At 63.1% G+C, this 19,240-nt stretch carries 18 protein-coding genes; 10 read left to right on the plus strand and 8 right to left on the minus strand.

The genetic code is table 11. From position 1 onward, the window contains the following. Positions 1 to 132 precede the first annotated feature (132 nt). From H2O75_RS01665 to H2O75_RS01690, 6 genes are all read left to right on the plus strand, one after another. A complete protein-coding gene (locus H2O75_RS01665) occupies positions 133 to 1,356 on the plus strand; it encodes an arginine deiminase (RefSeq protein ID WP_182172775.1) in 1,224 nt (407 codons plus the stop codon). A gap of 32 nt (positions 1,357 to 1,388) precedes the next feature. Beyond that, positions 1,389 to 2,390, plus strand: a complete 1,002-nt coding sequence (argF, locus tag H2O75_RS01670) for an ornithine carbamoyltransferase (protein WP_182172778.1) — start codon at positions 1,389 to 1,391, stop codon at positions 2,388 to 2,390. 2 nt (positions 2,391 to 2,392) lie between these two features. Continuing rightward, complete coding sequence (arcC, locus tag H2O75_RS01675) at positions 2,393 to 3,361, plus strand: carbamate kinase (RefSeq protein ID WP_182172781.1); 969 nt, start codon at positions 2,393 to 2,395, stop codon at positions 3,359 to 3,361. A gap of 96 nt (positions 3,362 to 3,457) precedes the next feature. Beyond that, positions 3,458 to 4,585: a serine/threonine protein kinase gene (locus H2O75_RS01680; protein WP_182172784.1), complete on the plus strand. Its 1,128-nt coding sequence runs from the start codon at positions 3,458 to 3,460 to the stop codon at positions 4,583 to 4,585. A gap of 137 nt (positions 4,586 to 4,722) precedes the next feature. Then, positions 4,723 to 5,769 (plus strand): DMT family transporter, encoded by a 1,047-nt coding sequence (locus H2O75_RS01685; protein WP_182172787.1) that lies wholly within the window; start codon positions 4,723 to 4,725, stop codon positions 5,767 to 5,769. A 33-nt stretch (positions 5,770 to 5,802) separates the two neighbouring features. After that, positions 5,803 to 7,122: an MFS transporter gene (locus tag H2O75_RS01690; protein ID WP_182172791.1), complete on the plus strand. Its 1,320-nt coding sequence runs from the start codon at positions 5,803 to 5,805 to the stop codon at positions 7,120 to 7,122. 190 nt (positions 7,123 to 7,312) lie between these two features. Here H2O75_RS01690 and H2O75_RS01695 read toward each other — a convergent pair whose 3' ends face one another. Genes H2O75_RS01695 through arc form a run of 4 tightly spaced genes read right to left on the minus strand, consistent with a single transcriptional unit; the run spans position 7,313 to position 12,040 of the window. After that, positions 7,313 to 8,713: a proteasome accessory factor PafA2 family protein gene (locus tag H2O75_RS01695; RefSeq protein WP_182172794.1), complete on the minus strand. Its 1,401-nt coding sequence runs from the start codon at positions 8,711 to 8,713 to the stop codon at positions 7,313 to 7,315. Then, positions 8,710 to 8,892, minus strand: coding sequence for a ubiquitin-like protein Pup (locus H2O75_RS01700; RefSeq protein ID WP_240161569.1), 183 nt, complete (start codon positions 8,890 to 8,892; stop codon positions 8,710 to 8,712). The genes H2O75_RS01695 and H2O75_RS01700 overlap by 4 nt, the downstream gene beginning before the upstream one ends. Then, positions 8,892 to 10,451, minus strand: a complete 1,560-nt coding sequence (gene dop / locus H2O75_RS01705; protein ID WP_220462757.1) for a depupylase/deamidase Dop — start codon at positions 10,449 to 10,451, stop codon at positions 8,892 to 8,894. Before dop ends, H2O75_RS01700 begins: the two co-directional genes overlap by 1 nt. Further along, positions 10,448 to 12,040 carry a proteasome ATPase gene (gene arc / locus H2O75_RS01710; RefSeq protein WP_182172803.1) on the minus strand — a complete coding sequence of 531 codons (1,593 nt, stop codon included), beginning with the start codon at positions 12,038 to 12,040 and terminating at the stop codon, positions 10,448 to 10,450. Before arc ends, dop begins: the two co-directional genes overlap by 4 nt. Positions 12,041 to 12,224: 184 nt before the next feature. On the opposite strand from arc, the gene H2O75_RS01715 reads away from it, so the two are divergent. After that, on the plus strand, positions 12,225 to 12,812 hold the full coding sequence (locus tag H2O75_RS01715) for a TetR/AcrR family transcriptional regulator (RefSeq protein WP_182172806.1): 588 nt from the start codon (positions 12,225 to 12,227) through the stop codon (positions 12,810 to 12,812). A 189-nt stretch (positions 12,813 to 13,001) separates the two neighbouring features. On the opposite strand, the gene H2O75_RS01720 is transcribed toward H2O75_RS01715, so the two are convergent. Next, positions 13,002 to 13,649, minus strand: coding sequence for an SDR family oxidoreductase (locus tag H2O75_RS01720; protein ID WP_182172809.1), 648 nt, complete (start codon positions 13,647 to 13,649; stop codon positions 13,002 to 13,004). 154 nt (positions 13,650 to 13,803) lie between these two features. Here H2O75_RS01720 and H2O75_RS01725 point away from each other — a divergent pair, with 154 nt between their 5' ends. After that, positions 13,804 to 15,039: a glycosyltransferase gene (locus H2O75_RS01725; protein WP_182172812.1), complete on the plus strand. Its 1,236-nt coding sequence runs from the start codon at positions 13,804 to 13,806 to the stop codon at positions 15,037 to 15,039. After that, positions 15,036 to 15,785 (plus strand): PIG-L deacetylase family protein, encoded by a 750-nt coding sequence (locus H2O75_RS01730; RefSeq protein ID WP_182172815.1) that lies wholly within the window; start codon positions 15,036 to 15,038, stop codon positions 15,783 to 15,785. The genes H2O75_RS01725 and H2O75_RS01730 overlap by 4 nt, the downstream gene beginning before the upstream one ends. A 76-nt stretch (positions 15,786 to 15,861) precedes the next feature. Here the strand turns inward: H2O75_RS01730 and brnQ are convergent, their stop codons facing one another. The 3 genes from brnQ to H2O75_RS01745 all read right to left on the minus strand — a co-directional run bounded on the left by brnQ (position 15,862) and on the right by H2O75_RS01745 (position 18,662). Beyond that, positions 15,862 to 17,220, minus strand: coding sequence for a branched-chain amino acid transport system II carrier protein (gene brnQ, locus H2O75_RS01735; protein WP_182172818.1), 1,359 nt, complete (start codon positions 17,218 to 17,220; stop codon positions 15,862 to 15,864). 69 nt (positions 17,221 to 17,289) lie between these two features. Continuing rightward, positions 17,290 to 18,408 carry a cytochrome P450 gene (locus H2O75_RS01740; RefSeq protein WP_182172821.1) on the minus strand — a complete coding sequence of 373 codons (1,119 nt, stop codon included), beginning with the start codon at positions 18,406 to 18,408 and terminating at the stop codon, positions 17,290 to 17,292. Beyond that, on the minus strand, positions 18,408 to 18,662 hold the full coding sequence (locus H2O75_RS01745; protein WP_182172824.1) for a DUF2249 domain-containing protein: 255 nt from the start codon (positions 18,660 to 18,662) through the stop codon (positions 18,408 to 18,410). Before H2O75_RS01745 ends, H2O75_RS01740 begins: the two co-directional genes overlap by 1 nt. Positions 18,663 to 18,803: 141 nt before the next feature. Here H2O75_RS01745 and H2O75_RS01750 point away from each other — a divergent pair, with 141 nt between their 5' ends. Further along, complete coding sequence (locus H2O75_RS01750; RefSeq protein WP_182172827.1) at positions 18,804 to 19,232, plus strand: VOC family protein; 429 nt, start codon at positions 18,804 to 18,806, stop codon at positions 19,230 to 19,232. Positions 19,233 to 19,240: the final 8 nt, after the last annotated feature.

A 19,240-nucleotide genomic window follows, 5' to 3' on the forward strand; every position in this document is an offset into this window, starting at 1 on the left:
AGGATCTCCCGGGGCGTGAATGATGACAGCGCTCACATCTAGTACGCTGGTACTAAGGTCCCAGGTACGCGCGTACTACTTCTGTCAGACTCTTCTCATCGCAACTGAATCTCAACGATGAGAGGATCCCTGATGGCATTCCGTGTCGCATCAGAAGTAGGGAAATTGCGGCAGGTCATTGTTCACCGCCCCGGTCGGGAGATGGACCGCCTGACGCCCAGTAATAAAGACGAGCTGTTGTTCGACGACGTGCTCTGGACGCAGCAGGCTCAGGTCGAGCATGACGCATTCTCGTCGTCGATGCGCAACGAAGGCGTCGACGTCCTGTACGTGCAAGATCTGCTCGCCGAAACGCTAGAAATCTCGGAAGCCCGCCACTACGTCAGTGACGAAACATTCGAAGAGCGCTGGTATGGCGTCACCGGCACGCAGATCATGCGGGAATACGCCAACAGCCTGACCCCCGCCGAGCTGGCCGAACTGCTCATCGCCGGCATCTCCAAGACCGAGCTCGTCGCACTGACCGGCAAGGAGGACTCTGCCTACCTCGCGCGGGCAGAGAACGACTTCATGGTGCTCCGGTGCCTGCCCAACCATCTGTTCACCCGCGACACCTCATGCTGGGTGTTCGACGGCGTCTCGATCAACTCGATGCAGAAGGTCGCCCGCCAGCGGGAGACCATCAACTTCGAGGCGATCTACCGCTGGCATCCCCGCTTCCGCAACGAAGAGTTCAAGAAGTGGTCCGGCGGCATGTCCGACCGGGCGGCCACGATCGAGGGCGGTGACGTGGAGGTGATCGGCAACGGTGCCGTTCTCGTCGGCATCTCCGAACGCACCACCTCCGCCGGCTTCGAGCGCCTCGCCCGCAGCCTCCTGTGGAACGGAGAGGCAACCCGAGTGATCGGCCTGCTCATGAAGCAGGAGCGGGCCCAGATGCACCTGGATACGGTCATGACGATGGTCAACGAATCGACCTTCCTCAAGTACAAGCACCTCGGCATGCTGCCCTCGGTCACCGTCACCCGCGGAGACCGTCCCGGTGACATCGTCGTCGAAACAGCGCCGGGGGAGAAGATGCGCGACGTGCTCGCACATGCCCTCGGAATCCCCGAGGTCCGCATCCTCACCACGCCCGAGGACGACTTCGCCGCAGAGCGCGGCCAGTGGAACGATGCATGCAACGTTCTCGCCCTCGAACCCAACGTTGTCGTCGCCTACGACCGCAACGTCGAAGCCAACGAATATCTCGAGTCAGAGGGAGTGCGCGTCATCGCCGTTCCCGGTGCGGAGCTCGGTCGGGGTCGAGGTGGCCCCCGATGCATGAGCTGCCCCACCGTTCGCGACGAAATCTGACACATCAACCATCCATGAAAGGAACCCCCGTCATGACCGTCAACCTTCACGGCAGATCATTCCTCAAAGAAATCGACTTCACTCCAGAAGAGTGGCTCTATCTGCTCGATCTCGCGGCCGAACTCAAGGCGGCGAAGAAGAATGGCACGGAGAAGCAGTACCTCAAGGGCAAGAACATCGCCCTGATCTTCGAAAAGACCTCGACCCGGACACGGTGCTCGTTCGAGGTCGGAGCCTACGACCAGGGCGCCAACATCACCTACCTCGATCCGAGCGGTTCGCAGATGGGACACAAGGAGTCCGTCGAGGACACGGCCCGCGTTCTCGGCCGCATGTTCGACGGCATCGAATTCCGCGGACACAAGCAGGAGCACGTCGAGACACTGGCGAAACTGGCCGGCGTCCCGGTGTGGAACGGCCTGACCGACGACTGGCATCCCACCCAGGTTCTCGCCGACCAGCTGACCATGCATGAGGCATCGGGCAAGCCCTACAACGAGATCACCTTCGCGTTCGTCGGAGATACTCGCAACAACGTCGCCAACTCCCTCCTCGTCGGCGCCGCCCTCATCGGCATGAACGTCAAGATGGTGGGCCCGAAGGAACTCGAGACGATCCCCGAGGTGAAGGAGATGGCGGCGAAGCTTGCCGAGAAGTCCGGATCCACCATCACCTACTCGAACGATCCCAAGGAAGGTGTCAAGGACTGCGACTTCATCTACACCGATATCTGGGTCTCCATGGGTGAACCCGATGAGGTGTGGGATGCTCGCATCAAGCAGCTCAAGCCCTACCAGGTCAACGCCGAACTCATGGCCGCAACGGGCAAGGACGCGAAGTTCCTGCACTGCCTGCCTGCCTTCCATGACCGCAAGACGAAGGTCGGCGAAGACATCTTCCACAAGTCCGGCCTCGACGGCCTCGAAGTCACCAACGACGTGTTCGAATCGGATGCATCTCTCGTCTTCGACGAGGCGGAAAACCGCATGCACACGATCAAGGCCGTCATGGTGGCAACGCTCGGCGAGGAGTGACGATGAGAATCGTCGCGGCTCTCGGCGGCAACGCCCTTCTCGAACGCGGTCAGAAGCCAGACGCTGCCCCGCAGATCGAGAACGTCAAGAATGCGGTGGACTCCCTCGGCCTGCTGGCGGAGGACCACGACCTCGTGCTCACGCACGGCAACGGCCCCCAGGTGGGCGTTCTCGCCCTCCAATCCGCTAACGATCCGACCCTGTCCGAGCCCTACCCGTTCGACACGCTGGGTGCGATGACGCAGGGAATGATCGGGTATTGGATGCTGCAGGCACTCCAGAACAGGCTGCCCGATCGTCCCGTCGCCGCCATCGTCAACCAGACCCTCGTCCTTGCAGGCGATCCCGCCTTCAAGAACCCCACGAAGTTCGTGGGTGCCGTCTACACGGAGGACGAGGCGAAGAGGTTCGAGGTCGAACGGGGATGGGTCATGAAGGAGGACGGCAAGTACTGGCGTCGCGTCGTCCCCTCGCCCCAGCCCCAGCGCATCGTCGAGACCCGCGTCATTCGCACCCTCGTCGATTCGGGAGCTGTTGTCGTCTGCTCGGGCGGAGGCGGCATCCCCGTCGTCCGCGACGAGTTCGGCAACCGTACAGGTATCGAAGCCGTGATCGACAAGGACCTCACAGGTGCTGTCCTTGCCGAGGCGCTCGATGCAGACATGTTCATGATTCTTACGGATGTGCCGGCAGTCCTCGACGGCTACGGCACGCCGGATGAGGCAGAGATTCGCTTCGCGACTCCAGCGATGATGCGGGAGAAGGGATTCGCTGCCGGATCGATGGGCCCCAAGGTTGAGGCCGCATGCCGGTTCGTTGAACTGACCGGCAACGTGGCGGCAATCGGACGGCTCGAAGATTCAACAAAGATTATCGAAGGCAAAGCCGGGACCATCATCACGCCCGGCGGCTACTACGGCGGGATCGTGAACGGCCGACCCAACACGTTCGATTCCGCGCAGACTATTTAGTTGGCGTCAACTGGCCCGGGGGAACGTCTTCTAGGCCAGGCGGGGGCTCGTCCCTCGCAACCACTATCACCAATGGTGTTGAAGGAGAGAGAAACCATGACGAAGATCGTCAACTCTTGGAACGACTTTGATCCGCTCAAGCGGGTTATCGTCGGAAAGGCCGACTTCTCGGTCATCCCCGATGAGGAGCCGGCAACCTCGGAAAAGGTGCCCGTCGACTCAGAGATGCGCGGCATGTGGGGCCCGCGCCCCACCGAAACGGTTGAGAAGGCCAACGCCGCCCTCGACCGCCTCGCGAAAGAACTCGAGAGCCGCGGGGTCATCGTCGACCGCCCGACTCCGATCCAGTGGAACCAGGCCATGGGCACGCCCGACTTCCGGGTACCCTCGGGCATGACGCAGATGCCGCCGCGCGACATCCTCCTCACGATGGGCAACGAGATCATGGCATCCGCCAACTCGTTCCGCTGCCGCTACTTCGAATACCTCGCATACTGGCCCCTCATGAACCAGTACTTCGAGGAGGATCCCGAGTTCAAGTGGACGCAGGCTCCCCGCCCCCGTCTCACCGACAAGTCGTACAAGCACAACTACTACGATGAGCAGATCTCCCTCGAGGAGCGCCTCGAGCGCACCGCGAACCTCGACTTCGTGACGACGGAAGCGGAGCCCATGTGGGATGCTGCGGACGTCCTCCGTCTCGGCAAGGACCTCTTCATCCAGCATGGCCTCACGACCAACCGCAAGGCCATGGAATGGTTCAAGCGCTACTACCCCGAGCATCGCATCCACGCCGTCAACTTCCCCGGCGACCCCTACCCGATCCACATCGACGCGACCTTCGTGCCGCTGCGGCCGGGCCTCATCATCAACAACCCGGAGCGTCGTCTGCCCGAAGAGCAGCGCAAGATCTTCGAAGCGAACGATTGGCAGATCGTTGACGCGGCCCAGCCGTCGCACAGCGAGCCGCCGCCGCTCTGCTACTCCTCGGTCTGGCTCTCGATGAACTGCCTCGTCCTCGACCACAAGAACGTGATCATCGAGGCCTCGGAAGTTCACCAGGCCGAACAGATGGAGAAGCTCGGTATGAACCCGATTCCGGTTGACTTCCGCGACGCCTACGCATTCGGCGGTGGACTGCACTGCGCCACGGCAGACGTCTACCGCGAGGGCGACTGTGAAGACTACTTCCCGAACCAGGTTGAGGATCCGACTCTCATCTGACCGGTGTCTCGGTTGTCCGTGACATCCTGACGGTACGCCGGGACCGCATGCCTCTGATCGTGGGGCACGGTCCCGGCTCCCGTTCTCACCTCTACTAGCCGCCCGCAACGAAGCCGCGGCGTCCAAGGAAGTTGACTATGGAAACCCAAATACCAACGAAACAGACGGCTGCCGCGCCGAACAAGAAAGTCGGCTTTACCGCGATCCTTATCTCTGCGTCCGGCATGGGCCTGGTCGGCACGTTCAGCCGCCTTGCCACCCCCACAGATCCTGACACCGGCGCCAGCTATATCACGGGTGACTTCCTCGCCCTGGGCCGCATGGTCATCGGCGCACTCGGAATGCTCGCCATCATCGCCCTCGTCAAGAAGATGCCGGAGCTGCGCACCGCGAAACTGTCCTTCACGGTTGTCGCCGGCGGGCTCTGCATCGGGGCAAGCCTCGCGTTCTACGTGTCCGCCACCCTCATGACCACCATCTCGAACGCGGTGTTCCTCATCTACACGGGGCCGCTGTTCTCTGCCATCCTTGCCGCGATCTTCCTCAAAGAGAAGATCAACCTCAGCCACGCACTCTTCTTGACCCTGGTCTTCCTCGGCATGCTCATGACGGTCGGCCTCGTCCAATACACTCCTGACGCGGGACTCTCCTTCGGCATCGACCTGTCCGTCAACCCCGATCTGCCCAACAAGACGATGGGTGATCTCTTCGGCCTCGCATCCGGACTGTTCTATGGCCTCGCGCTCTTCTTCTACCGCTACCGACCCGACATCTCCTCCGAAGTCCGTTCCTTCTGGAACTTCACGTTCGGAATCATCGGCGCCGCCGCGGTCATGATCTACCGGATGGCAGCGATTGATCCGACCAACCCGATTGAGGTGATGGACGGTCGGAACTGGGCGTGGGCCTTCGTCCTGTTCTTCGTCTCCGGGCTTCTCGCGATCGGGCTTCTGCCCGCGGCGGGCAAGAACCTCCTCGCGGTCGAGCTCTCGACGGTAGCCTATTGGGAGTGCGTTGTTGCGCTCGTTCTCGGAGTCGTCGTCTGGAACGAGACGATGTCGCTCGTCGGCGGCCTCGGCGGCCTCCTCATCATCATCGGCGGTATCGGCCCGATCATTATCGAGCTCATGCGGAAGAAGGGAAAGGTTCCCGAAGAAGACTCGAGTTTGGCTATCGAACGGTAAATATCGGCGCAGCGTTGCGCCTGAGGAGAGACAATGTCACACGGCACTCGAGGTTCACAAGACCACCCCATCGAGAACGCACATCTTGCAGTCCGCAAGGCTGCCAAGGCGAGCTTTGTTGGCAACTTCGTCGAATGGTTCGACTACGCAACCTACGGTTATCTCGCCGCTGTCATCGCCAAAGTATTCTTCCCACCGGGAGATGACGTCGCGGCACTGCTGTACACGTTCGGAGTCTTCGCACTCTCCTTCCTCGTCCGTCCCATCGGCGGCCTCTTCTGGGGCAACTGGGGTGACAAGTATGGTCGCCGATGGGCACTGTCCTGGTCGATACTCATCATGTCCGGATCGACCTTCCTCATCGCCTTCCTGCCAGGCTACGGCGCGATCGGGCTGTGGGCCCCCGGCCTGCTCCTCGTCCTGCGCCTCATCCAAGGCTTCTCCGCCTCGGGGGAATATGCCGGCGCGTCCGCCTTCATGACCGAATACGCCCCGAAAGGGAAGCGGGGCCTGTATACGTCCGTCGTGCCCGCCAGCACCGCCACCGGTCTGCTGGCGGGCGCCGTCTTCATCTTCTTCCTCAACGCCATCCTCTCCGATGCTCAACTCGAATCGTGGGGCTGGCGCATCCCCTTCCTGCTCGCAGGCCCGCTCGGATGGATCGGCCGCTACATCCGCCTCCACCTCGAGGACTCTCCCGTCTACCGTGAACTCGCCGAAGGCGCCGACCACGAGCCCGTCGAGGCCCCGGTCCGCTACATCCTCCACCATCACAAGAAACAGATCATGGTGGGCCTCGGCGTCACCTGCCTCAATGCAGTCGCCTTCTATCTCCTCCTGTCCTACATGCCGACCTACCTGTCCCAGGAGATCGGCCTGGAGGCGGACATGGCGCTCCTGAGCTCGAGCATCGCACTCGCGGCCTATATCCTCATGATCTTCATGATGGGTCACATCTCCGACACGTTCGGGCGCAAGCGGATGCTCATCACCGCCTGCCTCCTCTTCATCGTCTTCGCCGTGCCCTCCTACTGGCTGTTGAGCACCGGAACCTTCTGGACGGCTCTCTTCGTTCAGCTCTTCCTCTGCGCCCTGCTCACCATGAACGACGGTACGCTGCCCACCTTCCTCTCCGAACTGTTCCCCACCCGAGTCCGCTACACCGGGTTCGCGTTGAGCTTCAACACGGCCAACGCTCTTTTCGGCGGCACCGCACCCTTTGTCGCGACCTGGCTCATCTCAACCTCCGGATCCCCGATCGCCCCCGGCTGGTATCTAGCATTCGTCGCGGTCCTCGCACTCGGTGCGATGCTGACGATCCACGAGACAGCCTTCGAACCCCTCGAGGACTGAGACCGCCACTCGGACCCTCAATCCCCCTCGAGGATCGCAGGGCAGTCAAACCTCCTCGAGGATCGCAGGGCAGTTCGCGATGATCGGCACCATCGTGCATGCGACGACGGAAAGGGGAAACGGCGATTCGATGATGAACCCTCGGGTCACGTGGCAGGGGCCGGGCGTGTGTCGATGGCGTCGCCGTTCGTCACGGCCGATTGGCAGGAGGCCCCTCGCCGGCGTGATGAAGGGGGCCGATGCCTGCCCGCAGGCGGGCCAGGCGAGACATGGGAGGGGCGGGCGTCGTGGCCATGACATCGATCAGGTCGGCAACGCGCGAATCGCTGCATTGCGAGGCATTGAGAAGGTCGATCTGCGGATGGGGTGGGCTGTCGAGCCGAATATGGGTCCACGATACCGAATAGGCACGTTCGAGCCGTGTTGCCTCCGCGATGAACCTGCCGCGAAGAGCGGCCCGAGTATCTGACGGCGGCGTCGACACCGCTCGCTCGACATCCTCGAGCGGGAGCGCTGACATCGCCCCGCTGGCGCGGAGCCGATCGGCCAAGCCCCGGCGGGGATCAAGGTCATGAAAGGCCAGATTGAGACGGGGTATGCGGGGATCGGACGAACCATACCGGTCGGCCGCTTCTGCGAGCAGCAGCTTCTTGCAGATCCAGTCGACGGACGGCGACAGCGTATCCTGTTCCCCGCCCTGAATCCGGTCGATCATGTCTCGAATGTCGAGGAGACTGTCGATGCCTGCCGCTTCGCACCGGCCGACGACAGTGTCGAGCAGGTCAATCGCACTGACGGCCCCGCCGGAACGCAGGGCAAGGATCGCAGCCGGACCGTGCCGGGAGCAGTCATGAAGCGACGCGATCGGGTCGGCGAGTGCGAGGTCGCAGAGCGAAACTCCGCCCTCGATCAAGTCGAGCACGGTGGAGGTGAGACGGAGCCTGATCTCCGTCGCCCTATCAGACATCGTGGAATCTCCGAACGTGACCTGCAGGCGGGCGAAGGCAGCCGGATCGGCGTGTGGTTCATCCCGGGTGCTGATCATGGGGCGAAGGCGGGTCGGATCCGCTGACTGGACGCGGTGAATGTGGAAGGCTCTCGGGGAGAGCACGTAGGCCCCGGACTTATCGAGCCCGCCACCAGCAGACAGAACCGTGCGGGCCACGAGAAACGCAACGAAACCCGGGTCGAGCGGGTCCAGCGTCTCCCGCTTCACCTGATAGTTCTCGTGGCATCCGAACGTCGCGTCCCCAGAATCCGTGTTGGTCTTCAGCAGGTGCAGGCGGTGGGAGTCGAGGCGCTCATTCGCAGCCTCCAGCATCTTCTGGAGCATGAGCTCCCCGGCCCTATCCTGCAGGGCAGCATCTCGAGCATTCGAGCATTCCGCCGTCGCATACTCCGGGTGCGAGCCGATATCGACATAGAGCCTGCCGCCATTGGGCAGGAACCTATTGTGGGACCTGTGCTGTGTCGCGGTGCCGCGGAAAAGCTCGGTGATGGCCTCGGCGGGTGCCATGGCGGGCGCGGCGGGGCCGTGGGGGAGCGCCATCAGCGCATACTCCGTTTCGAGGCCCACGATGCGAGGGGTCACTGACCGCCCTCTTGAATGAATCCCTGCACGAACGTGAGTGCGTTCTCTTCCAGAATGTCATCGATATCGTCGAGGATTGCCGTGAAATCCTGTGCCGCGGCGGAGGACACAATGGGCGGAGGATCGGGTTCGGGGCGGTCCGGGTCCCGTTTGCTGTAGGAGCTTTGACTGGTCATCATCAACCTTTCGCGAACATGTCAGATTCTGTCAGAGCGCTCTCGCCCAGCATCGCGATTACGTCGGCGATCGTCTCGCACCGGTCGAGCCCCTCCCTCATTCGGACCTCCGAACCGTCCTCAGGGCTCGTCATGGGAACCCGGACGAAACCGTCGGCGTCCTCGAGAACAACCGAATGCCAGGAGGCGGAATAGACCGATTCGGGGAAGCGGCGGATGAGTTCCCCGCGCAGCCACGCCCTCGTGCTTGCCGGGGGAACGAACTCGGCACGGTCGAGCCATTCATCGGGGGCGAGCGTTTCGAGGATGCCGCGCTGCATGAGCTGATGGGGGAGGGACTTGGTGGTGCGAATATCTGCCCACTGCACGTCCATCGCCGCGATCTCCGGAGCGTCCCAGCCGAGACCGTCGCGTGTCATGCGCGCCTCGAGGAGGGCTCGCTTCGTCGCCCACTCGACATCCCCGATGGTCAGCCGCCAGTCTGTCGTGAGCAGTCCGATCGTGTCCCGCCAACGGTCGAGGATATCCACCGTCTCCACGTCGGCCCTGCTCCCGATCATGGCGTAATGATGGTGGATGGTTCTGCTCGCGGTCGCCTGATAGGCCTGCTGGATCTCCAGGGCCGTCATCGTCCTCCCGTCAGCCAGCTCGAGGGTCGTGGAGAGGGTGAGATCGCGGGAAACCTCCCGGACGGCGTGGATCGGATCAGCCAAGGCAAGGTTCTCCCACTCGCTCGGCACACCGTCGCGCTCCAGGACCCACAGGACAAGGGCTGTCATCCCAAGCTTGAGCAGCGTATTCGACGGCACGCAGTTCGCATCGCCGTTGATGACGTGGAGGCGTCGGAACCGGTTCGGGTCTGCATGGGGCTCGTCCCGCGTGTTGACGATCGGCCGATCGTAGGTCGTATTGGGCCCCACGAGTTCATGGATGTAGTCCGCCCGCTGTGACAGCTGGAACCCCGGTGTGTCCGAGGCGGGGCCGAGGCCGACCCTCCCTGCCCCCACGAGAACCGGCCGGGTCACGAGGAAGGGGATGAGAGCAGTGACAAGATCATCGAACGGGACCTGCCGTTCAACGAGATAGTTCTCGTGGCATCCGTAGGCGGCACCCTTACCGTCGACATTGTTCTTGTACAGTGCGGGGCTCGATCCAGTCTCGGTCTCGAGCTGCGCCATGGCGCGTCGCAGGATGATCTCCCCGGCACGATCGTAGTGAACGGCTTGGCGGGGGCCGAGACACTCCGGCGTCGCATACTCCGGGTGGGCGTGATCGACATAGAATCGGGCCCCGTTGCGGAGCATCTTCGTCGTGCCGCGCTGCCATGCTCGCTCCTGAGCCGTCAACGAGGCGGGGCGATGGAGGAGGTGCGCCACGTCGGAGCCGAAGGTGAGCGGCACTTCCCCCGCCATGTCCCACGCCACGTCGTCGCAATAGCCCATGTTTTCAAGGGCTCGGCCGTAGGCGGCGATCATGGCCCGAGATTGTTCCTCTGACGTGAGCGTCGAGGCGTGGCAGATGCCATACTCGGTTTCGATCCCCATCACCCGGCGGACTGTCACGATGCTCCCAACCGTCGCACGCGGGTGATGCGCTGGCCGCGGCGACCATAGAGACGATCCCACTCCTCGAGCGAACCCGAATGGAGCCCGGCGTTCTCTCGGATCTCGGCGGATACCGCACTGGTGACGTGCAGACGGGACAGGCCCCCCGGCATTCCCGCCAGCTGGTCTTTGATGGAGAGCTTCTTCGCGCGGTCCACAATGTTGGCCAGCATCGCTCCGGACGCGAAGTCGTGAGCATGCAGCACCTCGATCTCGCCCGATTCGTGCGTCACCTCCACCTGTGCCGTGCTGTCGTCCCCCGCATAGAGCCTGTCGACGATCGTGTCGATGAGATCGGCTGCGGCAGCCTCGCGCGAGCCTGCCCTCTCCACCGCCATCGAGTCCAGCGGCAGATCGGGCGTCAGATATTTCGCGAGGATCTCGATCGCACTCTCCCTCGAAGGGCGGGACACTTTGATCTTCACATCGAGCCGGCCTGGCCGCACGAGAGCTGAATCGATCATGTCTTCACGGTTGGTGGCACCGATGATGATGACGTTGTCGAGAGACTCGACCCCATCGATCTCGGCCAGCAGCTGGGGAACGATTGTCGTCTCGACATCGGAGGATCGTCCCGTGCCCCGGGTGCGGAACAGGGAGTCCATTTCGTCGAAGAAGATGATGACCGGCATGCCGCCCTTGGCGCGCTGGCGTGCACGAGAGAAGATCTTGCGAATCTGGCGTTCTGTCTCGCCCACGAACTTCGTCAACAGTTCCGGGCCCTTGACGGAGATGAAGAAGGCTCGTGCCTCGACATCCCCACTCTTCTCGGCCGCGGACCGCGCGAGTGATGTGGCGACAGCCTTCGCGATCAGGGTCTTCCCACATCCCGGCGGGCCGTAGAGAAGGATGCCCTGGGGTGCGCGGAGCCGATGTGCGCGATAGTGATGGGGGAAGAGGAACGGCGTCTCGACAGCGTCCCTCATCGCCGCGATCTCCCGATCGAGGCCGCCGATATCTCCATAGTCGACGTCGGGGACTTCCTCCAGCATGAGCTCTTCCGTGTCATCCCGGTCGATCCGCTCGTAGGCGAAGCCCGTGCGCATGTCGGCGCGGACGATGTCGCCGGGACGCACCTTCGGCTTGCCGCTCGCACTGATGAGGATCTCCGCCAATCGGAGCACACGCTCCTCGTCGTCGCGTACGCGGACGGAGATGCGGTTGCTGGGGAGGAAGTCGGTCACCATGACGATATCGCCGACGTCATCGAATGATTCGCTCGACACGATGCAGAGCTGGTCGTTGACGAGGACGTCCCGCCCGGGATTGAGGCATGCGAGGGGCACCGTCTTCGCAACCGCGCACCGATGCTTTCGACCTCCGATGAGGACGTCGGCGACGCGCTTGTCGCGGTGCACCTCGGTGATGACACCGAAGGTCTGAGGAGAAGACGTGAGTTGGCGGATCTGCTCGTGTGACGCGGCGAGTTCCTGCTGTGCCGCGCGCAGAGCCGAGGCCAGCCGCTCGTTGTTCCGCACGAGCGTCTCGTAGTCGCTCGCGACGCGGGTGCCCGTTCCAACGTCGCCTTGTGAGGTCGTCGAATCCATATCAGATATCCCTTGACTCCATCGTCATGTCTAGCACTAGCGTACTATTAATTGTGTCGGTGGTTTAGGACTTTGGATATATGGGGCGATCTACGTGGTCAAAATCCCGGTATCCCAACGTCATTGCCCCGTGCGCTGTACTATCGGGCCGGGCGGAGCAGCCTGCATATCGTGAGGGGGAGAGATGGAAGACGTGACGGTCAAGCTGTCGAAAGGGGAGCAGCGCCGCCAGGCGATCGTCCAGGCCGCTGCAGAGATCCTTCGCGAGGAAGGCCCATCGGGCGTGACCCACCGCAAGGCCGCCACGCGCGCTTCCGCCTCACTATCGGCAACAACCTATTACTTCACGGGCCTCGATGATCTCCTCGGCCAGGCCGCCGCCCTCAACTTCGAGCTGTGGGTAGGGCGCGCCAGGGGCGTCGCGGCAGACATCGACCATACCCGGCAGCCGGAATCCCTCGATGATGCGATCAACGTGATCCTGCGCGCCTGCCTGCCTGACGATGCGAACCTGGAGAACCACTATGTCCAGCTCGTCGCCGCCACATCTTTCCCCACCGTGAACAGCGAATATCGCGACAGTCGGGGCCTGCTCAACGATGCGATCGGTGAGGTGCTTGCGTGGGCGCGCTGTCCCGTCTCGGCAGAGCTTGTCATGTCCGTCGTCGATGGTGGGGCGGTCCAGGCGATCTCCGAAGGTCGAGACGTGCGGGAGACTGCGCGCTCACGCGTGCGAGAACTCTTCCTCAGCCTAGGAGTCACGTTCGACTGACAGCGGCGGTCGAAGAGCAATTGAAGGTGATCGACATTCCCGCCGGGCATGGTGAGGGACTGATGGTGGGGCGGTACCCGCGAGCGGACCCGCTCCCCGCCATTGCGAAACGGGTCCTGCCTCTATGGTGCACAACACACTGAAGGATGTCCACTTGGTCCGCGAGAGCGCGGCGATTCTTCCCCTGTCTCAGATGATGGCGTCGATCGGAGTCTCGCCATCGGAGAAGCCGATGGTGGAGCCGCTCGTCGACGGCTGCCCGAGGACTGCCCGAATGACGAGCGCGACGTTTCCGCGCGATGTCTCTGCCGGCCCTGGAGTCTTCTCCTCGTGCACGGCGATCTTTCCCGATGCCTCATCGTTTGTCAGGCTTCCCGGCCCGAGGATCGTGTACTCAAGGCCGGAGGAGCGGAGATGGTCGTCTGCCATGGCCTTCGCCTGCGCGTAGGCGAAGAACGGTTCTGTCTCCGGAATGCCGTGATCGAGGCTGGCGTGCAGATAGGACACCATGACGTAGCGAGACACCCCTGCCAGGGTTGCCGCGTCCATGGAGCGTACCGCGGCAGAGTAATCGACTGCCATAGTCCGTGCCGGATTGCCCCCGCCCGCACCGGCGGACCAGACGATCGCGTCGTGGCCGCGGACAGCATGCGTGAGATCGTCGATCGTTGCGTCTTCAACGTCGAGGACGAGGGCTGTTGCGCCAGTATCCTCGACATCCCGCACATGATCGGGATTGCGGATGATGGAGGTGACGGAGTGTCCGTCTGTGACGAGCAGCCGTGACGCGAGCAGCGCGATCTTTCCGTGGCCGCCGATGATGAGATAGTTCGACATTGTTTCCCCTTTCGTGTGTGCTTCACCCTAGGGAAGAATGGTGCGTTTGCCGAGATATTCGCCGGGTAGTGAACGTGTCCGCTCCGCACCGGTCGGCGTGGAGCGCTGACGTTATAGTGGTGATGGTCGACGGCTCGCCGTTAGGCTGGTCTGCGTGAGCGAGCAAGGGGTCGGGATGCTGGATGAGACGAATGTTGTGGATACGGTCGATTCGCGTGCGCTCAGCATCGCACTCACCGTCCTCCACACGTCTCCTGTGCTCCAGCCCGGGATGGGAGAGGCCGGCGGCCTCAACGTCTACCTCCTGAACTCTGCCCATCGTCTCGCGGAATCCGGGCATGACATCACCCTCATCACCCGCCGGGATCGGCCCGGCCTGCCGGACGTCGATGAGCTCGGCCCCCGCCTCCGCATCGTCTATCTCGATGCCGGCCCCGATCATCCGATCGCGAAAGCGGATTCGGAGCAGCTGATCGCCCCGTTCCGGGATGCTCTTGATGACTGGTGGCCGGGCGGCATCGACCTCGTCCATTCCCACCACTGGTTCGCCGGTGTCGCCTCGATCCCCGTCGCGGCCAGGCATGGGGTGCCGCACCTGCAGAGCTATCATTCGGTGGCGGCCCCGGTCGGCTCCGACTGGGGTGCCGGCGAACAGCCGGAATCGCCGGGACGTCCCGCCGGGGAGCGTTTCATCGCTCACGAGTCCGACAGGATCGTCGCCGTCTCGGGGTTCGAACGGGACACGATCATCGCCCGCTATGGTGCAGACCCTGACCGTTTCTCCATCGTTCATCCCGGAGTCGATACGGAGACCTTCCGCCCGGGTGAACAGGGCACGGACCCGTATGTTGTGTTCGCGGCGCGGCTCCAGCCCCTCAAGGGCGTGGATCTGGCAATCAGGGCCCTGGCCGCCATCCCGCCAGCGCGCCGGCCCAAGCTTGTCATCGCGGGGGAGCCCGCCTCGGACTTCGCCGAATACACGGCTGAGGTGCATCGGCTCGTCGCCGATCTCGGTTTGGATGACTGCGTCGACTATCGCGGGTCCATGTCCCGCACCGACCTTGCTGAACTGCTGGCGGGAGCCCAGATGCTCCTCAATCCGAGTCATTCGGAAACGTTCGGGATCATCAACCTCGAGGCCGCTGCGTGTGCGATTCCCGTCATTGCCTCTCGGGTGGGCGGTATGGTTGATTCCGTGCACGATGGTGAGACTGGTTTCCTTCTGCCGTCGCGTGATCCACTCGTGTGGGCGGAAACGATCGAACGTGTTCTCGCCGATCCAGGCCTGCGCGAGCGGCTCGGCCGTTCGGCTCGCACGTTCGCCCTCGGGCGGGGATGGCGGGAAGTGGCCCGGGAACTGACAGACGTCTATCAAGGAGAAGTTGGATGAACCTGAGGGAGCTCCTGGGGGAACGAGTCCTGTTCGCCCACGCACATCCGGACGACGAAACCCTCCAGACCGGTGCCCTCATCGCGGCGTGCGTCAACCACGGCATCGAGACCCATGTCGTCACGTGCACGCGCGGCGAGCAGGGGGAGAGCGTCGCGGGAGTCGTCCCCTCGGGTTTCACAGCCGACGAGCTGTCGGCATTCCGCGAGCAGGAGCTGGCGCGAGCTGTCGAAGTGCTCGGAGTGACGGGACACTACTGGCTCGGTCAGGGCCCAGCACGGGCGGGCAATCGTCCCGAACGCCGCTACACGGACTCGGGCATGGTGTGGATCGAGGAGGGCGTGGCGGGGCCGGCCGAGACGTCCGATGAGTCGACGTTGACGTCGGCGAGTATCGATGAGGCGTCGGCCGATCTCGTCGAGCTGATACGAGCCATCAGGCCGTCCGCGCTGATCTCCTATGACGGGGCCGGCACCTACGGACATCCGGACCATGTGCGCACGCACGAGATCTCGAAACCTGCCGCCCGCGCAACCGATATTCCGTTCTTCGAGGTTGCCTCCGATCTCGACGATCCTGCCTTCGACCTGCTCGATCTTGGAGAATATCTTGACGTCGTCGTCGATGCTCTGAGCAAATACCGGAGCCAGCTCACCGTCTACCCCGATCACCTCGAGCACGTGGGCGGCCAGCGAGCAGAGTTCCAGACCGCCGTTCGGCTGAGGCGCTCACCCCTCGCAGGCTAGCGCGAGAACGCTCACGCTTCCAGCTTGAACGAGCCCTGTTCGACAGTCCTCATCCCAGGCGACTGGGGCTCAAACGTTAGCCGGTGACAGTCTCGAGAGTGTCACCGTCGCGGCGAAACAGTGACCCGCGAGAGACATCGAGGGTGAATCCGATGATCGCGGCCACGAGTGCGGGCACAACCCACCCCATGTTGACCGAGCCTGCGGGCAGGAGATCGAGCCAGTCGCGCAAACCCTCGAAAGCGGGCAGCTTCGTCGCCCACAGCGCCTCGGGAATAGCGACAACGCCCGCGGTCCATGCCGGCAGCCTGTACGTCCATCGCATATCCCCCGGCACGACGATGTCGAGCAGAGCAATCGCGATGACGCAGATCGCGACGGGGTAGAGGAGCTGGTTGACGGGAGTGACGATCTCGAGGATTGCCGCCAGTCCCAGATTGGCCAGCCCGAGAGCGACAAGGGTGTGGACGAGGACGAGAGTCCGATGGGAGAGTGACGGGATCAGCTTCCGGAAGTACTGTGACGAGGCTCCGATGAGGCCGATCGCAGTGGTCAAGCAGGCGAGAATGGCGACAGCGGAGAACACGGTCTGACCCACTGGGCCGAGGGCGACGGAGGCGGCATGGGCGAGCCCTGCCGCACCATCGGTGAAGCCCTGTCCCGCCACTCGAGTGCCTACGGCCGTGAGGCCGAGGTAGACGATGCAGAGGCCGATACCGGCAACGCAGGCGGCAAGAGTCGAACCCATGATGAGTTTCCCGCGCGTGTTGAAGCCATGATGGGCGAGGGCCGAGAGGATGACGCCGGAGAAGACGAGGGAAGCGATCGCGTCCATCGTGTAATAGCCCTGGAGGAGGCCCGCCGGGAGCGGGTTCTCCGCATATTCCGCAGCAGGCTCCACGCTCACCGGATCCATGGTGAGTACGACGGTGATGATGAGGACCGCGAGAACCGTCAGGAGGGCGGGGGTGAGGTAGGTGCCGAGACGGTCGATGAGACGGCCCGGATTGAGGGAAATAACCCCCACAACGGTGAAGAAGACAACCGTGTAGAGGAACAGATGAAGGGGATCGCTGCCGCCCGTCGCGGACAGGGGTGCCACCGCCATCTCATAGCTCACGGTCGCGACCCGGGGAATGGCATAGAGCATGCCGGTGGAGAGGAAGATGGCGACGGTGAAGACAAGGCCCGGATAGGTGCCGATGCGGGAGGCGATGCCATCCTGCTCGTCCTCGCGCTGCGTGGACGCCGCGATCATGCCGAGAACCGGAAGGGCCACTCCCGTGAGCAGGAAGCCGACGATGACGGGCACGAAGTTGTCGCCCCCTGTCATGCCGATCATGGCGGGGAAAATAAGGTTCCCGGCACCGAAATACATGGCGAAGAGTGCGAGTCCGGTGATGAGGATGGTGACTGGCTTCGATTGGTGTGGCATCGTGTCCTGCTCTAGACGGCTAACGAAGAGATGCTATCGTCCCATTGTCCGCAGGCGGCGTGCCGATGGCTAGAGTGAGACAGGACGAGGGGTCCTTCTCACTGGGACCTTCGCCCATCCTCCCACCGGAATCCTCTCCCGTTCGCACGCCCCCGTGAGTGCAAGGTCACCGCCTCGGAGCATGGCGACCAGCGCGCCCCTGAGCTCCAACGTCGACAGGGTGCGGCCCGGGCATGCGTGCGGGCCTGCCCCGTAGACGAGGTTTCGCGACTGATGTCCGCATGGGTCGTACCCATCCGGATATCCGAAGGCGCGAGGGTCGCGGTTGGCGCTCGTCCAATGAATGGTCACCCGGCTCCGGGCCGGGATCTCGCATCCGCCCAGTGAGGCGGAACGCGTCGTGATGCGGCGATTGGAGACGAACGGATCGTCGATGCGGAGCATCTCGTCGAGCGCCAGGTCGAGAGCCCGCGGGTTGTCGATCTGGTCCCGCAGCTCATCGGCAATCGACTGATGCGTGGCGAGGAAATGGGCGACGACGCCGATCGCGGAGGCGATCGAGCCCAGGTCGCCCGATGTCCAGTTGCGGAGGATTGACACGATCTCCTCCTCTGTCAGGGCGCGTTCGAACCCCGAGATTGTCACGGTGTCAGCCATGAGGGAAGAGGTGGGATCGTCTCTCCTATGGAGGCGATGATCAATGAGGATACGCCGAATGATGGCAGTGAAATCGGCGGCGACAGCTGCGGTGCGCCGCCTGTCCCCGGACCGAGTCGCGTCCCTGTTGGCCGTGATCCAGGCAAGGAGCTCCTCCTCGTACGACGGATCCCAGCCGAGCCAGGCGCTCTGGCAGCGTACGGCGACGATCCGCCCAAACTCATTGCCGTCGAACTCGTCCCCGAGCGAAGCGTAGGCGGTCTCCGCAATCCTCTCGAAGCTCGGATAGAGCGGAAGGATCACAGCGTCCGAGAGGTAGCGATCCACCACCTCCCGGAACTGTCCGTGCAGCTCCCCATCCATCCCATTCGGCACCGAGAGGTGTGCGGATACTCTGCTCGAGTAGGTCTCGGGATCTTCGGCGACCCTGCGTGCCTCCTCGTTGCCCCACACCGTCCACGACCCCTGATCGTGGGATACCGGGCAGTGGGAGAGAGCGCGATCGCCGATCTCCCGAGCATCTGCCGCCATCAGCCTTCTCTGCTGATGCGGACGAGCCACTCGCTCGGACCGTCCTGGACGACCTCGTGTGTGAAGGAGCCTTCGAGTGCCGCCACCTCGGCCAGCAGCGGGCTGGGCATATGGGGAGCTTTGAGGAGGATGCTGCCCAAGACTGGCAGGGCAGAGATCGCACCGAGGATCGCCGGGTGGCGGACCGAGTGGGGGATCGTCGTGACGTCCAGGGTTTCTTCGAGAAGATTGTTGTGATTGCACTGACAAGCCATTGGGGCTCCTATGTGAGAGATGCTGACACCCACTAATTTACACGATAAAAACAGTTTTAATTAATTGGTGGGTGACTCCGCGTCTGCAGTCAATGTTGTGTTTCTCTACCGATTTGCTCAGCTTGCCGATAGCGTGAAGCCATGAATATCCAGCTCTCTTTCGACGCTGTCGATCCTCGGCGTCTCGCCGACTTCTGGGCCTATGCCCTCCACTACCGCAGGGATGACCCGCCCGATGGATTCGCGTCGTGGCAGGACTACCTGGCGGCCGAGGGCATCCCCGAGGACGAGTGGAACAGCGGGGACGCGATCGTTCCGATCGGGGAGGAGGGCCCGAGGATCTACTTCCAGAGAGTTCCGGAGGAGAAGACGGCGAAGAACCGGCTCCACCTCGATATCGTCGCTGCTCCCGGTTTGCGCGGAGAGAAGCACATGGCGGTGTTGGAGGCCAGGGCTGACGAGCTGGAGTCCCGCGGCGCGATCCGCATCAAGCGCTTCGAGCCGAATGAATCCGGTCAGGGCTGGATTGTCATGGAAGACCCCGAAGGGAACGAATTCTGTGTCATCTGAGAATCGGT

It is taken from the genome of Flaviflexus equikiangi (assembly GCF_014069875.1).
GTDB classification, from domain to species: domain Bacteria; phylum Actinomycetota; class Actinomycetes; order Actinomycetales; family Actinomycetaceae; genus Flaviflexus; species Flaviflexus equikiangi.

Bases quoted from the DNA above. Each gene is read 5' to 3' on its own strand.
- H2O75_RS01665 (WP_182172775.1), top strand. From the start codon at position 133: ATGGCATTCCGTGTCGCATCAGAAGTAGGGAAATTGCGGCAGGTCATT.
- H2O75_RS01690 (WP_182172791.1), top strand. From the start codon at position 5,803: ATGTCACACGGCACTCGAGGTTCACAAGACCACCCCATCGAGAACGCA.
- arc (WP_182172803.1), bottom strand. From the start codon at position 12,040: ATGGATTCGACGACCTCACAAGGCGACGTTGGAACGGGCACCCGCGTC.
- H2O75_RS01680 (WP_182172784.1), top strand. From the start codon at position 3,458: ATGACGAAGATCGTCAACTCTTGGAACGACTTTGATCCGCTCAAGCGG.
- H2O75_RS01730 (WP_182172815.1), top strand. From the start codon at position 15,036: ATGAACCTGAGGGAGCTCCTGGGGGAACGAGTCCTGTTCGCCCACGCA.
- H2O75_RS01740 (WP_182172821.1), bottom strand. From the start codon at position 18,408: ATGGCGGCAGATGCTCGGGAGATCGGCGATCGCGCTCTCTCCCACTGC.
- argF (WP_182172778.1), top strand. From the start codon at position 1,389: ATGACCGTCAACCTTCACGGCAGATCATTCCTCAAAGAAATCGACTTC.
- H2O75_RS01700 (WP_240161569.1), bottom strand. From the start codon at position 8,892: ATGATGACCAGTCAAAGCTCCTACAGCAAACGGGACCCGGACCGCCCC.
- brnQ (WP_182172818.1), bottom strand. From the start codon at position 17,220: ATGCCACACCAATCGAAGCCAGTCACCATCCTCATCACCGGACTCGCA.
- H2O75_RS01715 (WP_182172806.1), top strand. From the start codon at position 12,225: ATGGAAGACGTGACGGTCAAGCTGTCGAAAGGGGAGCAGCGCCGCCAG.
- H2O75_RS01685 (WP_182172787.1), top strand. From the start codon at position 4,723: ATGGAAACCCAAATACCAACGAAACAGACGGCTGCCGCGCCGAACAAG.
- H2O75_RS01750 (WP_182172827.1), top strand. From the start codon at position 18,804: ATGAATATCCAGCTCTCTTTCGACGCTGTCGATCCTCGGCGTCTCGCC.
- H2O75_RS01720 (WP_182172809.1), bottom strand. From the start codon at position 13,649: ATGTCGAACTATCTCATCATCGGCGGCCACGGAAAGATCGCGCTGCTC.
- H2O75_RS01745 (WP_182172824.1), bottom strand. From the start codon at position 18,662: ATGGCTTGTCAGTGCAATCACAACAATCTTCTCGAAGAAACCCTGGAC.
- arcC (WP_182172781.1), top strand. From the start codon at position 2,393: ATGAGAATCGTCGCGGCTCTCGGCGGCAACGCCCTTCTCGAACGCGGT.